Source organism: Nocardioides psychrotolerans (assembly GCF_943371775.1).
In the GTDB taxonomy this organism is placed as follows: domain Bacteria; phylum Actinomycetota; class Actinomycetes; order Propionibacteriales; family Nocardioidaceae; genus Nocardioides; species Nocardioides psychrotolerans_A.
Genome location: NZ_CALRWD010000001.1, coordinates 116,700 through 133,206 on the forward strand (window position 1 = coordinate 116,700; position 16,507 = coordinate 133,206).

14 protein-coding genes are annotated in these 16,507 nt (G+C 71.7%); 6 read left to right on the forward strand and 8 right to left on the reverse strand.

Features of this window, described 5'->3' with window-relative positions:
* Positions 1-2: 2 nt before the first annotated feature.
* Positions 3-1,076 carry a YihY/virulence factor BrkB family protein gene (locus AAG827_RS00520; RefSeq protein ID WP_341923799.1) on the forward strand — a complete coding sequence of 358 codons (1,074 nt, stop codon included), beginning with the start codon at positions 3-5 and terminating at the stop codon, positions 1,074-1,076.
* Positions 1,073-1,294 carry a hypothetical protein gene (locus AAG827_RS00525; RefSeq protein ID WP_341923800.1) on the forward strand — a complete coding sequence of 74 codons (222 nt, stop codon included), beginning with the start codon at positions 1,073-1,075 and terminating at the stop codon, positions 1,292-1,294. Before AAG827_RS00520 ends, AAG827_RS00525 begins: the two co-directional genes overlap by 4 nt.
* Here AAG827_RS00525 and AAG827_RS00530 read toward each other — a convergent pair.
* From AAG827_RS00530 to AAG827_RS00565, 8 genes are all read right to left on the reverse strand, one after another.
* Positions 1,278-2,204 (reverse strand): lysylphosphatidylglycerol synthase domain-containing protein, encoded by a 927-nt coding sequence (locus tag AAG827_RS00530; RefSeq protein ID WP_341923802.1) that lies wholly within the window; start codon positions 2,202-2,204, stop codon positions 1,278-1,280. The genes AAG827_RS00525 and AAG827_RS00530 overlap by 17 nt on opposite strands.
* Positions 2,201-2,914, reverse strand: coding sequence for a class I SAM-dependent methyltransferase (locus AAG827_RS00535; RefSeq protein WP_341923804.1), 714 nt, complete (start codon positions 2,912-2,914; stop codon positions 2,201-2,203). The genes AAG827_RS00530 and AAG827_RS00535 overlap by 4 nt, the downstream gene beginning before the upstream one ends.
* On the reverse strand, positions 2,911-4,899 hold the full coding sequence (locus AAG827_RS00540; RefSeq protein ID WP_341923805.1) for a hypothetical protein: 1,989 nt from the start codon (positions 4,897-4,899) through the stop codon (positions 2,911-2,913). Before AAG827_RS00540 ends, AAG827_RS00535 begins: the two co-directional genes overlap by 4 nt.
* 14 nt (positions 4,900-4,913) lie before the next feature.
* Entirely contained in the window at positions 4,914-5,834 is a 921-nt protein-coding gene (locus AAG827_RS00545) for a glycosyltransferase family 2 protein (protein ID WP_341923806.1), read from the reverse strand.
* A 182-nt stretch (positions 5,835-6,016) separates the two neighbouring features.
* Positions 6,017-6,760: a succinate dehydrogenase/fumarate reductase iron-sulfur subunit gene (locus tag AAG827_RS00550; RefSeq protein WP_341923808.1), complete on the reverse strand. Its 744-nt coding sequence runs from the start codon at positions 6,758-6,760 to the stop codon at positions 6,017-6,019.
* A complete protein-coding gene (locus tag AAG827_RS00555) occupies positions 6,757-8,781 on the reverse strand; it encodes a fumarate reductase/succinate dehydrogenase flavoprotein subunit (RefSeq protein WP_341923809.1) in 2,025 nt (674 codons plus the stop codon). Before AAG827_RS00555 ends, AAG827_RS00550 begins: the two co-directional genes overlap by 4 nt.
* Positions 8,782-8,794: 13 nt before the next feature.
* Complete coding sequence (locus AAG827_RS00560) at positions 8,795-9,508, reverse strand: succinate dehydrogenase cytochrome b subunit (protein ID WP_341923810.1); 714 nt, start codon at positions 9,506-9,508, stop codon at positions 8,795-8,797.
* 84 nt (positions 9,509-9,592) lie between these two features.
* Positions 9,593-10,657, reverse strand: a complete 1,065-nt coding sequence (locus AAG827_RS00565; RefSeq protein ID WP_341923811.1) for a glycosyltransferase — start codon at positions 10,655-10,657, stop codon at positions 9,593-9,595.
* Positions 10,658-10,750: 93 nt separating this feature from the next.
* Here AAG827_RS00565 and AAG827_RS00570 point away from each other — a divergent pair, with 93 nt between their 5' ends.
* The 4 genes from AAG827_RS00570 to meaB are packed head-to-tail and all read left to right on the forward strand — an operon-like array spanning position 10,751 to position 16,461.
* Positions 10,751-11,476, forward strand: a complete 726-nt coding sequence (locus AAG827_RS00570; protein ID WP_341923812.1) for a ribbon-helix-helix protein, CopG family — start codon at positions 10,751-10,753, stop codon at positions 11,474-11,476.
* Positions 11,477-11,536: 60 nt separating this feature from the next.
* Positions 11,537-13,285, forward strand: a complete 1,749-nt coding sequence (locus AAG827_RS00575; RefSeq protein WP_341923814.1) for a methylmalonyl-CoA mutase family protein — start codon at positions 11,537-11,539, stop codon at positions 13,283-13,285.
* The gene (scpA, locus tag AAG827_RS00580; protein ID WP_341923815.1) at positions 13,282-15,453 is read left to right on the forward strand and encodes a methylmalonyl-CoA mutase; all 2,172 of its coding nucleotides are present in this window, start codon (positions 13,282-13,284) and stop codon (positions 15,451-15,453) included. Before AAG827_RS00575 ends, scpA begins: the two co-directional genes overlap by 4 nt.
* 3 nt (positions 15,454-15,456) lie before the next feature.
* Entirely contained in the window at positions 15,457-16,461 is a 1,005-nt protein-coding gene (gene meaB, locus AAG827_RS00585; protein ID WP_341923816.1) for a methylmalonyl Co-A mutase-associated GTPase MeaB, read from the forward strand.
* The last annotated feature ends 46 nt before the right edge of the window (positions 16,462-16,507 follow it).

Below are 16,507 nucleotides of genomic sequence, written 5' to 3' on the forward strand. Positions count from 1 at the left end.
GCATGGCCTCCCTCAAGGAACGACTCTCCGAACGTCTCGCCCACCTGCGCGAGCGGCGTCCCGTGGTCGACCACGTCGTGCGCATGCAGGAGCACTACGGGGCGGTGAAGTCCGGGCAGCAGGCCGGGGCGGTCACCTACTTCGGCTTCCTGTCGTTCTTCCCGATCCTGGCGCTGTCCTTTGCGGTCATCGGCTGGGTCTCCTACCTCTACCCCGACGCCCGCGTCTCCACGATCGAGGCCATCGAGCAGATCTTTCCCGAGATGATCGGCAACAAGGAGGGGCAGATCTCGCTGACGCAGATCGAGGATGCCGCCGGCACCGCGGTCGGCTTCGGCCTGCTCGGTGTGCTCTACGCCGGCCTGGGCTGGCTCTCGAGCCTGCGCGACGCCCTGCTCGTCGCCTTCGAGCTGCCGAGCTTCGAGCAGCCGAGCTTCGTGGTCGGCAAGCTGCGCGACCTGATGACCCTGGCGGCCGTGGGGGTGACGCTGATCCTCAGCGTCGGCATCTCCGGGCTGGTGTCCGGCTTCTCCGGGCAGATCCTGGAGTGGGTCGGGCTCGGGGTCGCCCTCAAGCCGCTCCTGTGGGTGCTCGGCGTCGCCTTCGGCCTGGTGGCCTCGACGATCCTGTTCCTCGCGCTGTTCAGGCTGCTCGCCGACCCGCACACACCGCGGCGCTCCCTGGTCTCCGGGGCGCTCCTGGGCGCCGTCGGGTTCGAGCTGCTCAAGCTGCTGTCGGGTCGCCTCCTCTCGGCCACGCAGGGACAGCCCGCCTTCCAGGCCTTCGGCATCGCGCTGATCCTCGTGGTCTGGATCAACTACTTCTCGCGGGTCGTGCTCTATGCCGCCGCGTGGGCGCACACCTCGCCCGAGGCCCGTGCGGCCCGGGTGGAGGAGCCGGCGATGATGCAGGGCCCGCAGGTCCCCTCGCTGAGCGACCTGCCCGCGGTCAGCGCCGGTGCGACCCCCTCAGGAGCCGCCCAGGGTGGTGGCGGATCCTGGAAGGGCCCGTTCGTCGGTGGTGCCGCGGCGATGCTCGCCGTGACCGCCGTGCTGAGGAAGAAGGATCGTCGATGAGGTTCGAGCGCAAGCACGCCGTCCTGCTGCTGGCCGTGGCGGCGTGGAACGTCGTCACCTTCGGCCAGTTCGCCCGCACCCTGTGGTCGGCCTACGAGTCGGGCGAGGAGCGTGCCACCGGCTACTGGGTCGCCCACTCGATCCTGATCGTGGTCAACGTCGCCATCGCCGGGCTCCTCGGCTCCCTGGGCTGGAAGGCCTTCAGGCAGACCCGGTGAGGTCCCGGCGGGCGACCTGACCGTGGGAGCGGTCGTGCAGCCAGGCGAGCAGCGCCAGGAGCAGGTCGCCTCCGCTGTGCAGCACCCGGGTCAGCAGGGCCACGCCCGTCGCTCCGGCGACCCCGAGGACCGGGGCGAGCAGCGCGATCAGCGTGACCTCGCGGGCCCCGACCCCGGCCGGCGCCACGACGACGAGCACGCCGACGGCGTACGCCAGGGCGAACGCGCCGGCTGCCAGCGGGAAGAGACCGGCGTCGGGCTGGGGGGCGACCGCGACGATGATCCCGGCGTAGCAGCTCCACGTGAAGGCCATGAGCACCACGAGTCGCACGAGGTCGCGCCCGCGCAGTCGCAGCTCTCCGGCGCGCAGGCTCAGCAGGCTGCCGACGCGGTTGACCACGGGCGGGGTGAGACCGACGAGGCAGGCGGCGACGCCCAGCAGGACCGCCCACCGGGGCAGCACCGACTGCCAGGTGCCGGCCAGGACCGCGGCACCGACGACCAGGCCGGACGTGGCGAGGTTGAGCGCGAGGAACATCAGCGAGGTGCTGACGGTGACGCGGCGCGGGACGTCGTGGCTGCGGGCCAGCTGGGCGTGGGCGCCCATCGACCACACCGAGCCGGGGATGTACTTCCCGAGCTGCCCGACGAAGAACACCGCGCGTCCCGAGGTGCCCGGCAAGCGGTGCCCGAAGCCCTCGAGGAGCCCCAGCCACGCTGCGCTGGTGGCCAGCAGGCCGAGCAGGACGAGGACCGCCGCGACCGCCACGCCGACGGGCGAGGTCGTGGAGATCGCGGCCAGCACCTCGTCGCCGCGGCCGCGCAGGCCCCACCAGGCGCCCACCAGCACCAGCGCGAGGAAGACCCACCGCGCCACGTCGAGGCCGTGGCGTCTGAGCCAGGGCCTCACGACGCGACCTGCGCGTCCCGACGGGAGACGAGGGCCGTGCGGGTCGGGTAGGGGAGGGTCGGGGTCCGTCCGCGGGTCCAGCGGACGTCGACGTCGTCACGCCGGGCGAGGGCGTCGCGATAGCGCGCGCGCTCGACGTTGTCGAGGACGATCAGCCCGCCGGGGGAGAGCCGGTCCACGGCGCGGTCGAGGCAGTGCTCGCGGGCGCGGCCGTCGATGATGATCAGGTCCAGCTCGCCGTCGACGTCGTCGATCGCGCCGACGTAGTCGGTGAAGTCGAGGTGGTCGAAGCCGGGCTTGGCCGAGCCGACGGCCGGCGGCCCGACGACGCGTACGGCGGGTGCGAGCCTCAGGTGGGCACCCGGCGGGAGGACGGGGGTCATCCGCGTCGCCCAGTCGGCGTCGTGCTCGACGCTGTGCACGGTGCCGCTCCGTCGGCCCAACCAGACGGTGGAGGCGCCGGAGCCCCACTCGAAGACCGTGGCGCCCGGCCGTGCCCGCAGGAAGGCGTCGACGGCCTCGCCGGCCTCGAAGGTCCACCACGGCACGTCGAGCGCCACCAGGTCGTCGAGGTCGTAGACGGCGAACCACGACCGGACCCACAGGGCCGTGGGCCAGCGGCGCGCGGCCCGGTCGAGCAGGCCGAGGAGGCCGGTCGCCCGCAGCAGCAGGCGCAGGCCACGCAGCAGGGCCACGTAGGCGCGCTTCACGACGCTGCTCCGGTCAGGCGCAGGGTCAGCAGTCGCAGCCCGGCGCCCGAGAAGCCCAGCACGAGCCGCTCCTCGCCGTAGGCCTGGACGGTGGCGTCGTCGATGCTCGCCGTGAGCGTGGTGCCGGAGGTGGTGACGGGCACCGGCACTCCGTTGGCGGTCACGGACACCTCCGACGCCCCGGTCGTGGTCGCCCGCAGCACGACCGGGCCCTCGCCGAGGTCGCCGGGCAGGGTGAGACCGATGCGGGCGGTGTCCGCGTCGGGGAGGAGCCCGATGCCGGGGTCGGCGCGGTGCTGTGACCACCCGTCGAGCAGCACCTGGCCACCGGTGCCATCACCCGAGAACACCAGGCCGGCCGGGGGATAGGGCTCCAGCACGAGGTCGCACGAGGCGACGTAGGACATCGTCACGGTGCGCCAGTGCAGCCGCCGCGTCACCTCCGCCAGCGGGCGGCAGTTGGTGCCGAAGAGCTCCGTGCCGGTGTCGATCGCGAGGAACTGCGTGGGTGGGTCGGGCCAGCTGGACGCGCGCGCGTCGTCGTAGGGCGCGAGCGGACCGACCGGGTCGGTCGCGCAGTTCTGGTGGCTCTCGTGGGAGTAGGGCACCGATCGTCCCTCCTCGTCGTAGGACGGGGAACAGGTGACCAGCCCGCCCACGGGCACGAGCGGCGCGAGCTCGCGCACGCTGGTGCGCCAGTAGTCGGTGGGGATCTCCCACTCCCGGTCGTGTGCCGCGGCCATCGGGCCGACGAGCGTGGCGGGCTCGCTGGAGTAGGCGTAGTTGTAGGGGAACAGCTGGGCCTGGGCGACCAAGGGGCTGACCAGGGCGACCGCCACCAGAGCAGGTGCGGCCCGCCGCAGGACCACGCCTCGGCCCCGGCCGGCGCGCAGCACGGCCTGGACGCCGAGGGTGGCGAGGACGGCGAGGGCGGGGGCGGCGAAGAGGAGCTGACGCAGGCCGGTGTAGAGGTTGGACTCCCGCGCGACCGCGATCGCCGGGAGCGCCAGGGCCTGCAGCAGCACGAGCACCAGCACCAGGCGCAGCCGACCGGCCGGCTGGTCCTCCCGCGCGAAGTGGCGCACGCACACCACGACGCCGATCGCGCCGAGCAGGAGGTGGAGGGTCGGCAGCTCGATGAGGAGGAACAGCGGGAGGTACCACCAGTCGCCCTGGCGGCCGTCGTAGCGCGACGACTCCAGGGCGCTGCCGAGCAGCGCGTCGACGGGGGCACCGAAGGCCTCGGGATAGACCAGCACCAGGACGAGGGCCGCGGTGCCGAGGGCGGTGACCAGCAGGGAGAGCCGGACCCGGTCGCGCTGGTGCAGGGCGAGCAGCACCACCGGGGCGCCGGCCAGCACCAGCCCGGGCCAGATGCCCGGGCGGGTGCCCACGGCCAGGACGATGCCGGCGGCGATCGTGCAGCACCCGACCGCCTGGTGACGCAGCCGGGAGGAGACCCACAGCACGGCCAGGCCGAGCGTCGTGAGCGTGTAGCCGGTCGCCACCGGGACGTCCTTGACGTTGAACATGGCGTGCCCGGTCCAGGTCGGGACCGACACCAGCAGCGCGGCGGCCACCAGCGCCCAGGTCCAGCGGCCGGTGACGAGCCGGGTGAGCGCGGCGGTGGCCCCGACGCCGACGAAGGAGATCAGGGCGACGACCAGGTGCCGGGCCGCGAACGCCTCCGGGCTGGTCGAGACCTGACCGGCGCCCTCCAGGCCCCACACCATGGACCACAGGTGGGCCAGGCCCATGGTGACGGGGCCGTAGACGTAGCGCTGGTCCTCCCAGGGCCCGGGCTCGCCGGCGAGCAGGTCGCCGTCGAGGAGGTACCACCCGGACGCGAGGTAGTTGCGCATCCGCATCACGTGATAGGTCTCGTCCCAGGAGACGCCCGTGCGCCAGGCGCCGACGACGGTCATGGTCACTCCGACCGCGACCGCCACGCCGGCGAGCACCACCAGCGGTCGGGGGGCCGGCACGGCCGACGGCAACCTCACGTACGCCGCTCCGTCCCGCGGTTGCGCGCGTTGACGACCAGCTCGGCCAGGAGCCCGAAGAGCACCAGCTGCACTCCCACCACCACGAAGAGGACACCGGCCAGGAGCAGCGGTCGCTCGCCGATCGGCTGCCCGGTCAGCTTCACGACCGTGAGGTAGCCCAGCGTCAGCATGCCCAGGAGCAGGCTGGTCGCCCCCACGGCACTGAAGAGGTGGGAGGGCCGGTGCTCGTAGCTCAGCAGGAAGCGCACGGTCAGGAGGTCCACGAAGCCGCGCCAGAAGCGGGCCAGGCCGTACTTGCTCGATCCGGACATGCGCGGGTGGTGCTCCACGGGCACCTCGGTCACCCGGTAGCCGAGCCCGTGGGCGATGACGGTCAGGTAGCGGTGCATCTCGCCGTACAGCATCGGCGAGACGTCGGCCGCGACGCCGGCGCGCATCATCTTGAAGCCCGAGTTGAAGTCGCGACCCGGTGCTCCGGACAACATCCCGGTGGCGCGGTTGTAGAGCCGCGAGGTGTGCCGCTTCACCAGCCGGTCCTGGCGCTGGAGGCGGGCGCCGGTGACCAGGTCGGCCCCCTGCTCGACGGCCTCGAGCAGCCGGCCGAGCTCACGTGGGTCGTCCTGCCCGTCGGCGTCCATCATGGCCACGACCCGGGCGCCGTCCTCGAGCGCGGCCTCGAAGCCGCGCTGGAGCGCGGCGGCCTTGCCGAGGTTGTGGCGCAGGGTGATCAGCTCCACCGAGGGCAGCTCGGCCATGAGCTCGGCCATCACCTTGCCCGTGTCGTCGCTCGAGCCGTCGTCGACGACCAGCACGCCACCGCCGGGGGCGAACAGGTCGATCTCGGGGACGATGCGCGGCACCAGCACGCGCAGGTTCTCGGCCTCGTTCAGGGCAGGTACGACGACTCGCAGCACGACGGGAGCTCCTCGGAGGGGGGCGGGGTCATGCCGCAGGATCGCGAGGCGACGTGAACCGGGCATGAGCGAGGAGTGACCTGGTCGTGCAGGGGGGCCGTCGGTCCGGGGAGCACGAAGGCCCGACCGGACGAACCGGTCGGGCCTCCCTGGTGGCGCGGGTGGTGCAGGTCGAGCGGGGCCTACTTGCCCTGACGCAGCGCGGTGCGGAGGTCGGCGTTGAGCTGGGAGATCACGTCGAGCGGGATCTCCTTGGGGCAGGCGCTCGTGCACTCGCCGATGTTGGTGCACCCACCGAAGCCCTCGTGGTCGTGCTGGGCGACCATGTCGACGACGCGGGTGTAACGCTCCGGCTGGCCCTGGGGCAGCTCACCGAGGTGGGTGATCTTGGCGCCGAGGAACAGCGAGGCCGAGCCGTTGGGGCAGGCGGCGACGCAGGCGCCGCAGCCGATGCAGGTGGCGACGTTGAAGGCGCGCATGGCCTTGTCACGTGGGGCCGGCACCGAGTTGGCCTCGGGGGCCGAGCCGGTGTTGGCCGAGATGTAGCCGCCGGCCTGGATGATCCGGTCGAACGCCGAGCGGTCGACGACCAGGTCCTTGACGACCGGGAACGCGTTGGCGCGCCACGGCTCGATGGTGATCTCCTGGCCGTCCTTGAAGGAGCGCATGTGCAGCTGGCAGGTCGTGGTGACCTCCGGGCCGTGCGCCTGGCCGTCGATCATCAGGTCGCACGAGCCGCAGATGCCCTCGCGGCAGTCGTGGTCGAAGGCGACCGGGTCCTCGCCCTTCTCGTTGAGGTCCTCGTTGAGGAGGTCGAGCATCTCCAGGAAGCTCATGTCCTCGGAGATGTCCTGGACGTGGTACTGGTGCATCGCACCGGCCGCGTCCTTGTGGGCCTGGCGCCAGATGTTGAGGGTGAGGTTCACTTGTAGCTCCGCTGCTTCATCTCGATGGCCGTGTAGATCAGGTCTTCCTTGTGCAGCACCGGTTGCCCGTCGTCGCCGCCGAACTCCCAGGCCGCGACGTAGGCGAACTCCTCGTCGTGACGCAGCGCCTCGCCCTCGTCGGTCTGGGACTCGGCACGGAAGTGGCCACCACAGGACTCGCGGCGGTTGAGCGCGTCGACGCACATGAGCTCGCCGAGCTCGATGAAGTCGGCGACGCGGCCGGCCTTCTCGAGGCTCTGGTTGAGGCTCTCGTTGGTGCCGAGGACCTTGAGGTTGGTCCAGAAGTCGGCCTTGAGCTGCTTGATCATGTCGATGGCCTTGCGCAGGCCGGGCTCGGAGCGCTCCATGCCGCAGTACTCCCACATGATGTGGCCCAGCTCCTTGTGGTAGCTGTCCGCGGAGCGCGTGCCGTTGATCGAGAGCAGCTTGGCGATGCGCGACTCGACCTGCTGGCGCGCCTCCACCACGGCCTCGTGGGTCTCGTCGACGGCCGGGAACGGGCCGTCGGCGAGGTAGTCGCGGATCGTGTTGGGCAGCACGAAGTAGCCGTCGGCCAGGCCCTGCATCAGCGCCGAGGCGCCAAGGCGGTTGGCGCCGTGGTCGGAGAAGTTGGCCTCACCGGTCACGAACAGGCCGGTGATGTTGGACTGCAGGTGGTAGTCGACCCAGAGACCGCCCATGACGTAGTGCACGGCGGGGTAGATCCGCATCGGGACCTCGTAGGGGTTCTCACCCGTGATCCGCGCGTACATGTCGAAGAGGTTGTCGTACTTCTCGCGGATGCCGTCCTCGCCGAGGCGGGCGATGGCGTCGGCGAAGTCGAGGTAGACGCCGCGACGGAAGTCGCCGACCATCGGGCCGACGCCGCGACCCTCGTCGCAGACGTTCTTGGCCTGGCGGGAGGCGATGTCGCGGGGGACCAGGTTGCCGAAGGAGGGGTAGATCCGCTCCAGGTAGTAGTCGCGGTCCTCCTCGGGGATGTCGCGCGGGTCCTTCTCGCAGTCCTCGGCCTTCTTGGGCACCCAGATGCGGCCGTCGTTGCGCAGCGACTCGCTCATCAAGGTGAGCTTGGACTGGTGCTCGCCCGAGACCGGGATGCAGGTCGGGTGGATCTGCGTGTAGCAGGGGTTGGCCATGTAGGCGCCCTTGCGGTGCGCGCGCCACGTGGCGGTGACGTTGGAGCCCATGGCGTTGGTCGACAGGAAGAAGACGTTGCCGTAGCCACCCGAGGCGAGCACGACGGCGTCGGCCAGGTGGGTCTCGATCTCGCCGGTCACCAGGTCGCGCGCGATGATGCCGCGGGCCTTGCCGTCGACGACGATCAGCTCGAGCATCTCGTGACGGGTGAACTGCTGGACCGTGCCGGCGGCGACCTGGCGCTCCATGGCCTGGTAGGCGCCGATGAGCAGCTGCTGGCCGGTCTGGCCGCGGGCGTAGAAGGTGCGGGAGACCTGCACGCCGCCGAAGGAGCGGTTGTCGAGGAGGCCGCCGTAGTCACGCGCGAAGGGGACGCCCTGCGCGACGCACTGGTCGATGATGTTGACGCTGACCTCGGCCAGTCGGTAGACGTTGGACTCGCGCGAGCGGTAGTCGCCGCCCTTGACCGTGTCGTAGAAGAGGCGGAACGTCGAGTCGCCGTCCTCCTTGTAGTTCTTGGCCGCGTTGATGCCGCCCTGGGCGGCGATCGAGTGGGCCCGACGCGGGGAGTCCTGGTAGCAGAACGACTTCACGTTGTAGCCGGCCTCGCCCATCGTCGCGGCGGCCGCGCCACCGGCGAGCCCGGTGCCCACGATGATGACGTCGAGCTTGCGGCGGTTGGCCGGGTTGACCAGGCGGTTCTCGAACTTGCGCGTCGTCCAGCGGTCCGCGATGGGACCCGTCGGGGCGGCGGTGTCGACGATGTTGTCGCCCAGCGTGTAGTAGCCGTGGGCGTCGTCGGAGGTCTGCACCGGCGCGCTGTTGAGCGGCGTGGTGCCGTCGTGGAGGGTGGATCCAGCCATGTCGAGGACTCCCTTACTTCTCGATGATGCCGAGCAGGACGGACAGGGGCACGAGCGAGAAGCCGCCGGCGACGACGACCGCGAGCACCCAGCCCGCGAGCTTGGCGCGCGTGCGGGACGCGGCGGTGTTGGTCAGGCCGAGCGTCTGGAGCGAGCTCCAGGTGCCGTGGTGCAGGTGGAGCGCGAGCGCCGCCATCGCCACGAGGTAGATGATCGTCATCCACCACAGGTCGAAGGTGTCGACCATCAACGTGTAGGGGTTGTCGGTCTCGCCACCTGCGGGGTTGACCTTGACGATGGTGAAGTTGAGCAGGTGCCAGACCAGGAAGACCAGGATCGTCGCGCCGCCCCAGCGCATGGTGCGCGAGGAGACCGAGGAGTGCTTGTTCTTCTTGACGGCGTACTTCACCGGGCGGGCCGCGGAGGCCCGACGGGCGAGGACCACCGCGCAGGCCACGTGCACCACCAGCGAGACGATCAGGCCCACCCGCAGGATCCACAGGAGCCCTGACTCGGGGAGCAGCGGCTCACCGATGGTGCGCAGGTGCTCGGCGTAGTCGTTGAACTTCTCCTCGCCCCCGAACGCCTTGAGGTTCCCGTACATGTGCGAGAGGACGAAGCCGATGAAGACGAGGCCGGAGATGGCCATCATGAGCTTCAGCGAGATGGTCGAGCGCGATGCGCGCGAGCCCTTGACGAGGGCCGGTCGTGAGTCCGTGGTTGCCACGAGAACCCACTTTACGTCGACAGGGGCTGTGGCTGTGCTGCGGGGCGTGTGACAAACACCCCAGCCACGCCCGTTGCCACCAGGTCAGCGCGGTGCAGTGGTGCGCGGTGCGGCCGTCATCTCGGCCATGGTCGCGGCCAGCTCGTCCACGGCCTGGGTCCAGGTGCGCTCCAGCGCCACCTCGCGCGCCCGCGTCCCGAGCAGGGCACGGTGGCGGTCGGCGACGACGGACTCGACGGCCCGTAGGAAGGAGCGGCCCTCCCCAGGGGCGTGCAGGAGACCGGTCTCGAGGCTGCGGACCACGTCGGTGGCACCGCCGGAGCGGGGGGCCACGACCGGGACACCGCTGGCCGCGGCCTCGCGCAGGACGTGGGAGCAGGTCTCGTGCTCCCCGGGGTGGACGAGCACGTCCAGCGAGGGCAGCGCGACTGTCAGGTCGCCCGTGCTCAGGGTCCCGGTCAGCTTGGCGTCGGGCAGCCGCTCCTCGAGCCAGCCGCGCTGGGGGCCGTCGCCGATGATCACCGGGCGGATCCCCGGCAGGGCGGCGAGCTCGGCGAGGCGTCGTACGCCGTGGCGCTTGTGGAGGCTCCCGACGAAGCCGACCACCACCAGGGGCACGGCCCGGGAGCGGGAGCGCGACCAGGAGCCGTGGAGCCACTCGTCGCGCAGGGAGGGGGTGAAGGCCGTGGAGTCGACCCCGGGACGCCAGAGGTCGACGTCGACGCCGAACTCCGTCATCCGGTCGACCATCCAGGTGGAGGTGACCAGCACGCGATCGGCACGGGCCGCCACCTTGGCGCGCCAGTAGTCCGCGGTCTGGTCGAGGACCGGCGACTGCTCGACCACGAGCGAGGCCAGTCCGGTGCGGTGCGTGTGCTTCAAGGCCTTGCGACCGAGCGGGCCGGGCGAGGTGACGTGGACCAGGTCCGGGGCGAAGTCGTCGAGCGCGGCGCGCACCTGCGCGCCGACCGGCTCCAGCGGGCGGACCCTCACCACGTCACAGCCGCGGTAGGAGGTCAGGCCAGGAGCCGGCGCGATGATCCGGACCGAGTGCCCGGTGTCGACGAGGCGGTCGACCACGGCCTTGAGCGTGGTCGTCGTGCCGTCGACGGCGGGGTAGAACGTCTCGGTCACCAGGGCGATCCGCATGCTCCCGACGGTGGCCCCGGCGGGCGACGCGCGGCAGACACCGGCATGGCCGGACCGTGAACAGTGGCGCACGTGCTGTGTGACAGTGCTCGCATGACCCGAGACACCCCGGCACCGCTGCGGCGCGTCATCGTCAACGTCACGGTCGCGTCGTTCTCCCTGGCCGCTCTGCTGGGGGTGCTGGCGCTGCTCGCGGGTGGGGAGTTCGGCGAGACGCAGGTGCGGGTGCTGCTCACGACCCTGGTCGTGGGCGTCGTGAGCGTGGCCGTGCTCTGCTATCTCGCTACTGCAGGCACGGCGTACCAACCGGTGGGTGCCTTCGGGGGCCTCGTCGTCGTGGTCCCCCTGGCGACCTCCCTGCTGATGATCTGGAGCGACGGCGAGTCGTCCTCCGAGGCGGTGGTGGAGGCCTTCGGGGTCGGGACGATCCTGGCGGCGACCCTGGCCCAGGCCTGCCTGCTGCTGGTGCTCGCCGCGGGGCGGGGTGCCGGCCTGCGGGTCCTCCTCGCCCTCACCGTGCTGCTCGCGACGTTGCTCGCCGTGATCCTGAGCGCCCTGGTCCTGGGCATGGAGGCCGACGACGACGTCACCGCTCGCCTGGTCGGGGTGGTCGCGATCCTCGACGTGCTCGGGACCGTGGTGGTCGCGGCACTGGCGAAGCTCGGCCCGGACGCGCGCGAGGCTCCCGTGCGGGGGAGTGTCGAGGTGCCCGCCGACCTGCTCGACGAGGTGGACCGGTGGGCCGCGGAGCGGGGCCGGACCCGCCAGCAGGTCGTGGAGGACGCGCTGCGCTCCCTCCTCGGGACGTCGCCGTCGTGAGCTGTCCACAACATCACACTTCCTGGAACAGGTTCTCGGGTTGCTCCTATGGTTCGCACCATGACTGTTGAGGGGACTCCCGCCGAGCGCGTCGACGGCGGCCTGGACGAGCCCACCGAGCTGGAGCCGGAGCAGGGGACGCTCGCGCTGGCCTCGCCCGACGATCGCCACACGCTGGCCGACTGGGAGGCCGCGACCGCCGCCGTGCTGCGCAAGTCGCGCCGGTTGAAGGACGACGACCCCGACTCCCTGGTCTGGGACAAGCTGACCCGCACCACCCTCGACGGCATCGACGTCACCCCTCTCGGCACCGCCGCCCTGCTGGACGACCTCAGCACCACGGGCCGCCCGACGCGCTCGGGCGACTGGGACATCCGCGCACACCTGCGCGCCCACGACGGGCAGGACGCCAAGGAGCTCAACGAGACCGCGCTGGTCGACCTCAACGGTGGCGTGACGTCGCTGTGGCTCCAGGTCGCGTCCGGTGCCGACCTCGCCACCGTGCTGCACGACGTGCTGCTCGACCTCGCGCCCGTCGTCCTCGACGGCACCGACGACCAGCTCGCGCTGGCCCACGCCTTCCTCGCCGTCCTCGGCGACACGACGCCGGCCCCCGGCACCAACCTCGGTGGCTCCGGCGACCACCTGGTCGAGGTGGCGCAGCTCGCCCACGAGCGGGGTCTCCTCGGGGTCGTCGTCGATGCCACCACCGTGCACGACCGCGGCGCCTCCGACGCGCAGGAGCTCGGCTGGTCGATGGCCGCCGGCGCCGACGCCCTGCGGAGGCTGACCGACTCCGGGCTGTCCGTCGACGAGGCGGCCGGGCTCCTGGAGTTCCGCTACGCCGCGACCGACGACCAGTTCGCCACGATCGCCAAGCTCCGGGCAGCGCGTCGTCTCTGGGCGCGCGTGGTGGAGCTCAGCGAGGGGACCGCGACCGAGCAGCGCCAGCACGTCGTGACGAGCCGGCCGATGATGAGCAGCTACGACCCCTACGTCAACATGTTGCGCACCACCGTCGCGGCCTTCGCCGCCGGGGTCGGCGGCGCCGACTCCGTGACCGTGCTGCCCTTCGACAGCCCGTTAGGGGCACCCGAGGTGCTCGGGCGCCGCATCGCGCGCAACACCTCCGCGCTGCTGATCTCGGAGTCGCACGTGGCCAAGGTCGCCGACCCGGCCGGCGGCTCCTACGCCGTCGAGAAGCTCACCGACGACCTCGCCGTCGCCGGCTGGGCCGAGCTGGGCCGGATCGAGGAGGACGGGCACGACGCCCTCGAGGAGCGCATCGCCGCGACGGCTGCCGCGCGGGAGACGCTGGTCGCCAAGCGCCGCATGCCGATCACCGGCCTCACCGAGTTCCCCGACCTCGCCGAGACGCTCCCCGAGCGACAGCCCGACGGTGCCTTCGACGGCGTGCGGAGCTATGGCGCCAGCTTCGAGGCCCTGCGCGACGAGCCCGCCGCCTCGCCGGTCTTCCTGGCGACGCTCGGCACCATCGCTTCGCACACGGCCCGGGCCACCTTCGCCACCAACCTCTTCGCGGCCGGTGGGATCGCGGTCGAGGTCGCCGGCGCCACGTCCGGCACCGACGACCTGCTCGCGACCTACGCCGGCCAGCCGGTCGTGTGCCTGGCCGGCAGCGACACGACGTACGCCGAGTGGGGCGCCGACGCCGCCGCCGCGCTGCGCGAGGCGGGGGCGACGCACGTCGTCCTGGCGGGCAAGGCCACCGACTACAGCGACGACGCCTGCGCCATGGGTGTGGACGCGCTCGACTTCCTGACCAGGACGAGGGAGAAGCTGGCATGAGTGTTCCGAAGAGCTTTGCGGGCTTGCCGCTGACGGGGGAGGGGCGTCCCGCTCCCACCGCGACCACCGAGGCGGGTCAGGCGTGGACCAGTCCCGAGGGGATCGACATCCTCCCGGTCTACGGCCCCGAGCACCTCGAGGGCCTCGACGCCCTCGACACCCTGCCGGGCCTGAGCCCCTTCCTGCGCGGTCCCTACCCGACGATGTACACCACCCAACCGTGGACCATCCGGCAGTACGCCGGGTTCTCGACCGCCGAGGAGTCCAACGCGTTCTACCGCCGCAACCTCGCAGCCGGCCAGAAGGGACTGTCGGTCGCCTTCGACCTGGCGACCCACCGCGGCTACGACTCCGACCACCCGCGCGTGCGCGGTGACGTCGGCATGGCCGGTGTGGCGATCGACTCGATCTACGACACCCGCACCCTCTTCGACGGCATCCCGCTCGACGAGATGTCGGTGTCGATGACGATGAACGGTGCGGTCCTGCCCGTGCTGGCGCTCTACATCGCCGCGGCCGAGGAGCAGGGGGTGAAGCCGGAGCAGCTGGCAGGGACCATCCAGAACGACATCCTCAAGGAGTTCATGGTCCGCAACACCTACATCTACCCGCCGGCGCCGTCGATGCGGATCATCTCCGACATCTTCAGCTACACCGCGGCGAAGATGCCGCGCTTCAACTCCATCTCCATCTCCGGCTACCACATCCAGGAAGCCGGAGCCACGGCCGACCTGGAGCTGGCCTACACGCTGGCCGACGGGGTGGAGTACATCCGCGCCGGCCTCGACACCGGCATGACGATCGACCAGTTCGCGCCCCGGCTCAGCTTCTTCTGGGCGATCGGCATGAACTTCTACATGGAGATCGCCAAGATGCGTGCCGCCCGTGCCCTGTGGTCCCGGCTGGTGCGCGACTTCGAGCCGCAGAACCCCAAGTCGCTCAGCCTGCGCACCCACAGCCAGACCTCCGGGTGGTCGCTCACGGCCCAGGACGTCTTCAACAACGTGGGTCGCACCTGCATCGAGGCCATGGCCGCGACCCAGGGCCACACCCAGTCGCTGCACACCAACGCCCTCGACGAGGCGATCGCGCTGCCGACCGACTTCTCGGCCCGCATCGCCCGCAACACCCAGCTGCTGCTCCAGCAGGAGAGCGGCACCACCGGCACCATCGACCCCTGGGCCGGCAGCTACTACGTCGAGCGGCTCACCCACGACCTCGCCGAGCGCGCGTGGGCGCACATCCAGGAGGCCGAGGCCGCCGGCGGGATGGCCAAGGCCATCGAGCAGGGCATCCCGAAGATGCGCATCGAGGAGGCGGCCGCCCGCACCCAGGCGCGCATCGACTCCGGCACCCAGAAGGTCATCGGCGTCAACACCTACCGCCTCGCGGCGGAGGACAAGCTCGACGTGCTCCGCGTCGACAACGACGACGTCTACCGCCAGCAGGTCGCCAAGCTCGAGCGCCTGCGCGCCGAGCGCGACGACGACGACGTACGCCGGTCGCTGGAGGCGCTGACGAACTCCGCCGAGCGCGGTGCGGGGAAGGGGTCGCTCGACGGCAACCTGCTCGCGCTCGCGGTCGACGCGGCGCGGGCCAAGGCCACGGTCGGCGAGATCTCCGACGCGCTGGAGAAGGTCTACGGCCGCCATCAGGCCGTGATCCGTACGATCAGCGGCGTGTTCAGGGACGAGGCCGGCAGCGAGGCGGGGACGCTCGTGAAGCAGGTGCTCGACGCCACCGCCGAGTTCGAGGAGGCCGAGGGGCGCCGTCCGCGCATCCTGGTCGCCAAGATGGGCCAGGACGGCCACGACCGCGGCCAGAAGGTGGTGGTCTCCGCCTTCGCCGACATGGGCTTCGACGTCGACGTGGGCCCGCTGTTCTCCACCCCCGAGGAGGTCGCGCAGCAGGCGATCGACGCCGACGTGCACGTCGTCGGGGTCTCGTCGCTGGCCGCCGGCCACCTCGCGCTGCTCCCCGCGCTGAAGAACGCGCTGGCCGAGCAGGGGCGCCCCGACATCATGATCACCATCGGTGGTGTCATCCCGCCCGACGACGTGCCCGTGCTCCAGGAGATGGGTGCGGTCGCGGTGTTCCTGCCCGGCACGGTCATCGCCGAGTCGGCCCTCGACCTGCTGGCCCGGCTGCGGGAGCAGCTGGACCACTAGCCGATGGTCAGGGAGTCGACCGAGGACAAGGTCGCCCGGCTCGTCGCGGGCATCCGCGACGGCCGGCGCGCCGCGGTCTCGCAGGCGATCACCCTGGTCGAGTCGTCCAAGCGCGAGCACCGGCTGGAGGCGCGCGCCCTGCTGACCGAGCTCGCCGGCCTCGACACCGGTGGGCGGGCGCCCGCGGTGCGGGTCGGGATCTCCGGCGTCCCCGGTGTCGGCAAGTCCACCTTCATCGAGGCGCTCGGCTCGCGCCTCACCGCTGCCGGCCACCGCGTCGGGGTGCTCGCGGTCGACCCGAGCTCGGTGCGCACCGGTGGCTCGGTGCTCGGCGACAAGACCCGCATGGCCCGGCTCGCCGCGGACCCGCAGGCCTTCATCCGCCCCTCGCCGTCGGCCGGGACGCTCGGCGGTGTCGCCCGGGCGACCGTGCAGGCGATGGCGGTCCTCGAGGCGGCGTCGTACGACGTGGTGCTGGTGGAGACGGTCGGCGTCGGGCAGTCGGAGGTCACCGTGGCCGGCATGGTCGACACGTTCCTCTTCCTGACCCTGGCGCGCACCGGCGACCAGCTCCAGGGCATCAAGAAGGGCATCCTCGAGATCGCCGACGTCGTGGCGGTCAACAAGGCCGACGGCGACCGGGAGCAGGAGGCCCGCGGGGCCGCCCGCGAGCTCGCGGGAGCGCTGCGCCTGGTGCGCGGCAAGGGGGAGTGGGCGCCGCCGGTCGTCACCTGCTCGGGACTCACCGACGTCGGTGTCGACGACCTGTGGGAGCGGGTGCTCGCGCACCGCGAGCACCTCGGGGCCGAGGGGCTCACGACCAAGCGGGCCGAGCAGCAGCTCGACTTCACCTGGGCGCTCGTGCGCGACGAGCTCGAGCAGCGACTGCGGCACTCGCCCGGCGTGCGCGAGATCCGCGACGACGTACGCGCTCAGGTGCTGGCGGGCGACCTGCCGGCGACCGTGGCGGCCGACCGCATCCTGGCGGCCTACGACCGGGACGGCTGAGCGTCCCCCGAGCCGCGACTCGCAGGCGCCCCCGGGTGAACTAACC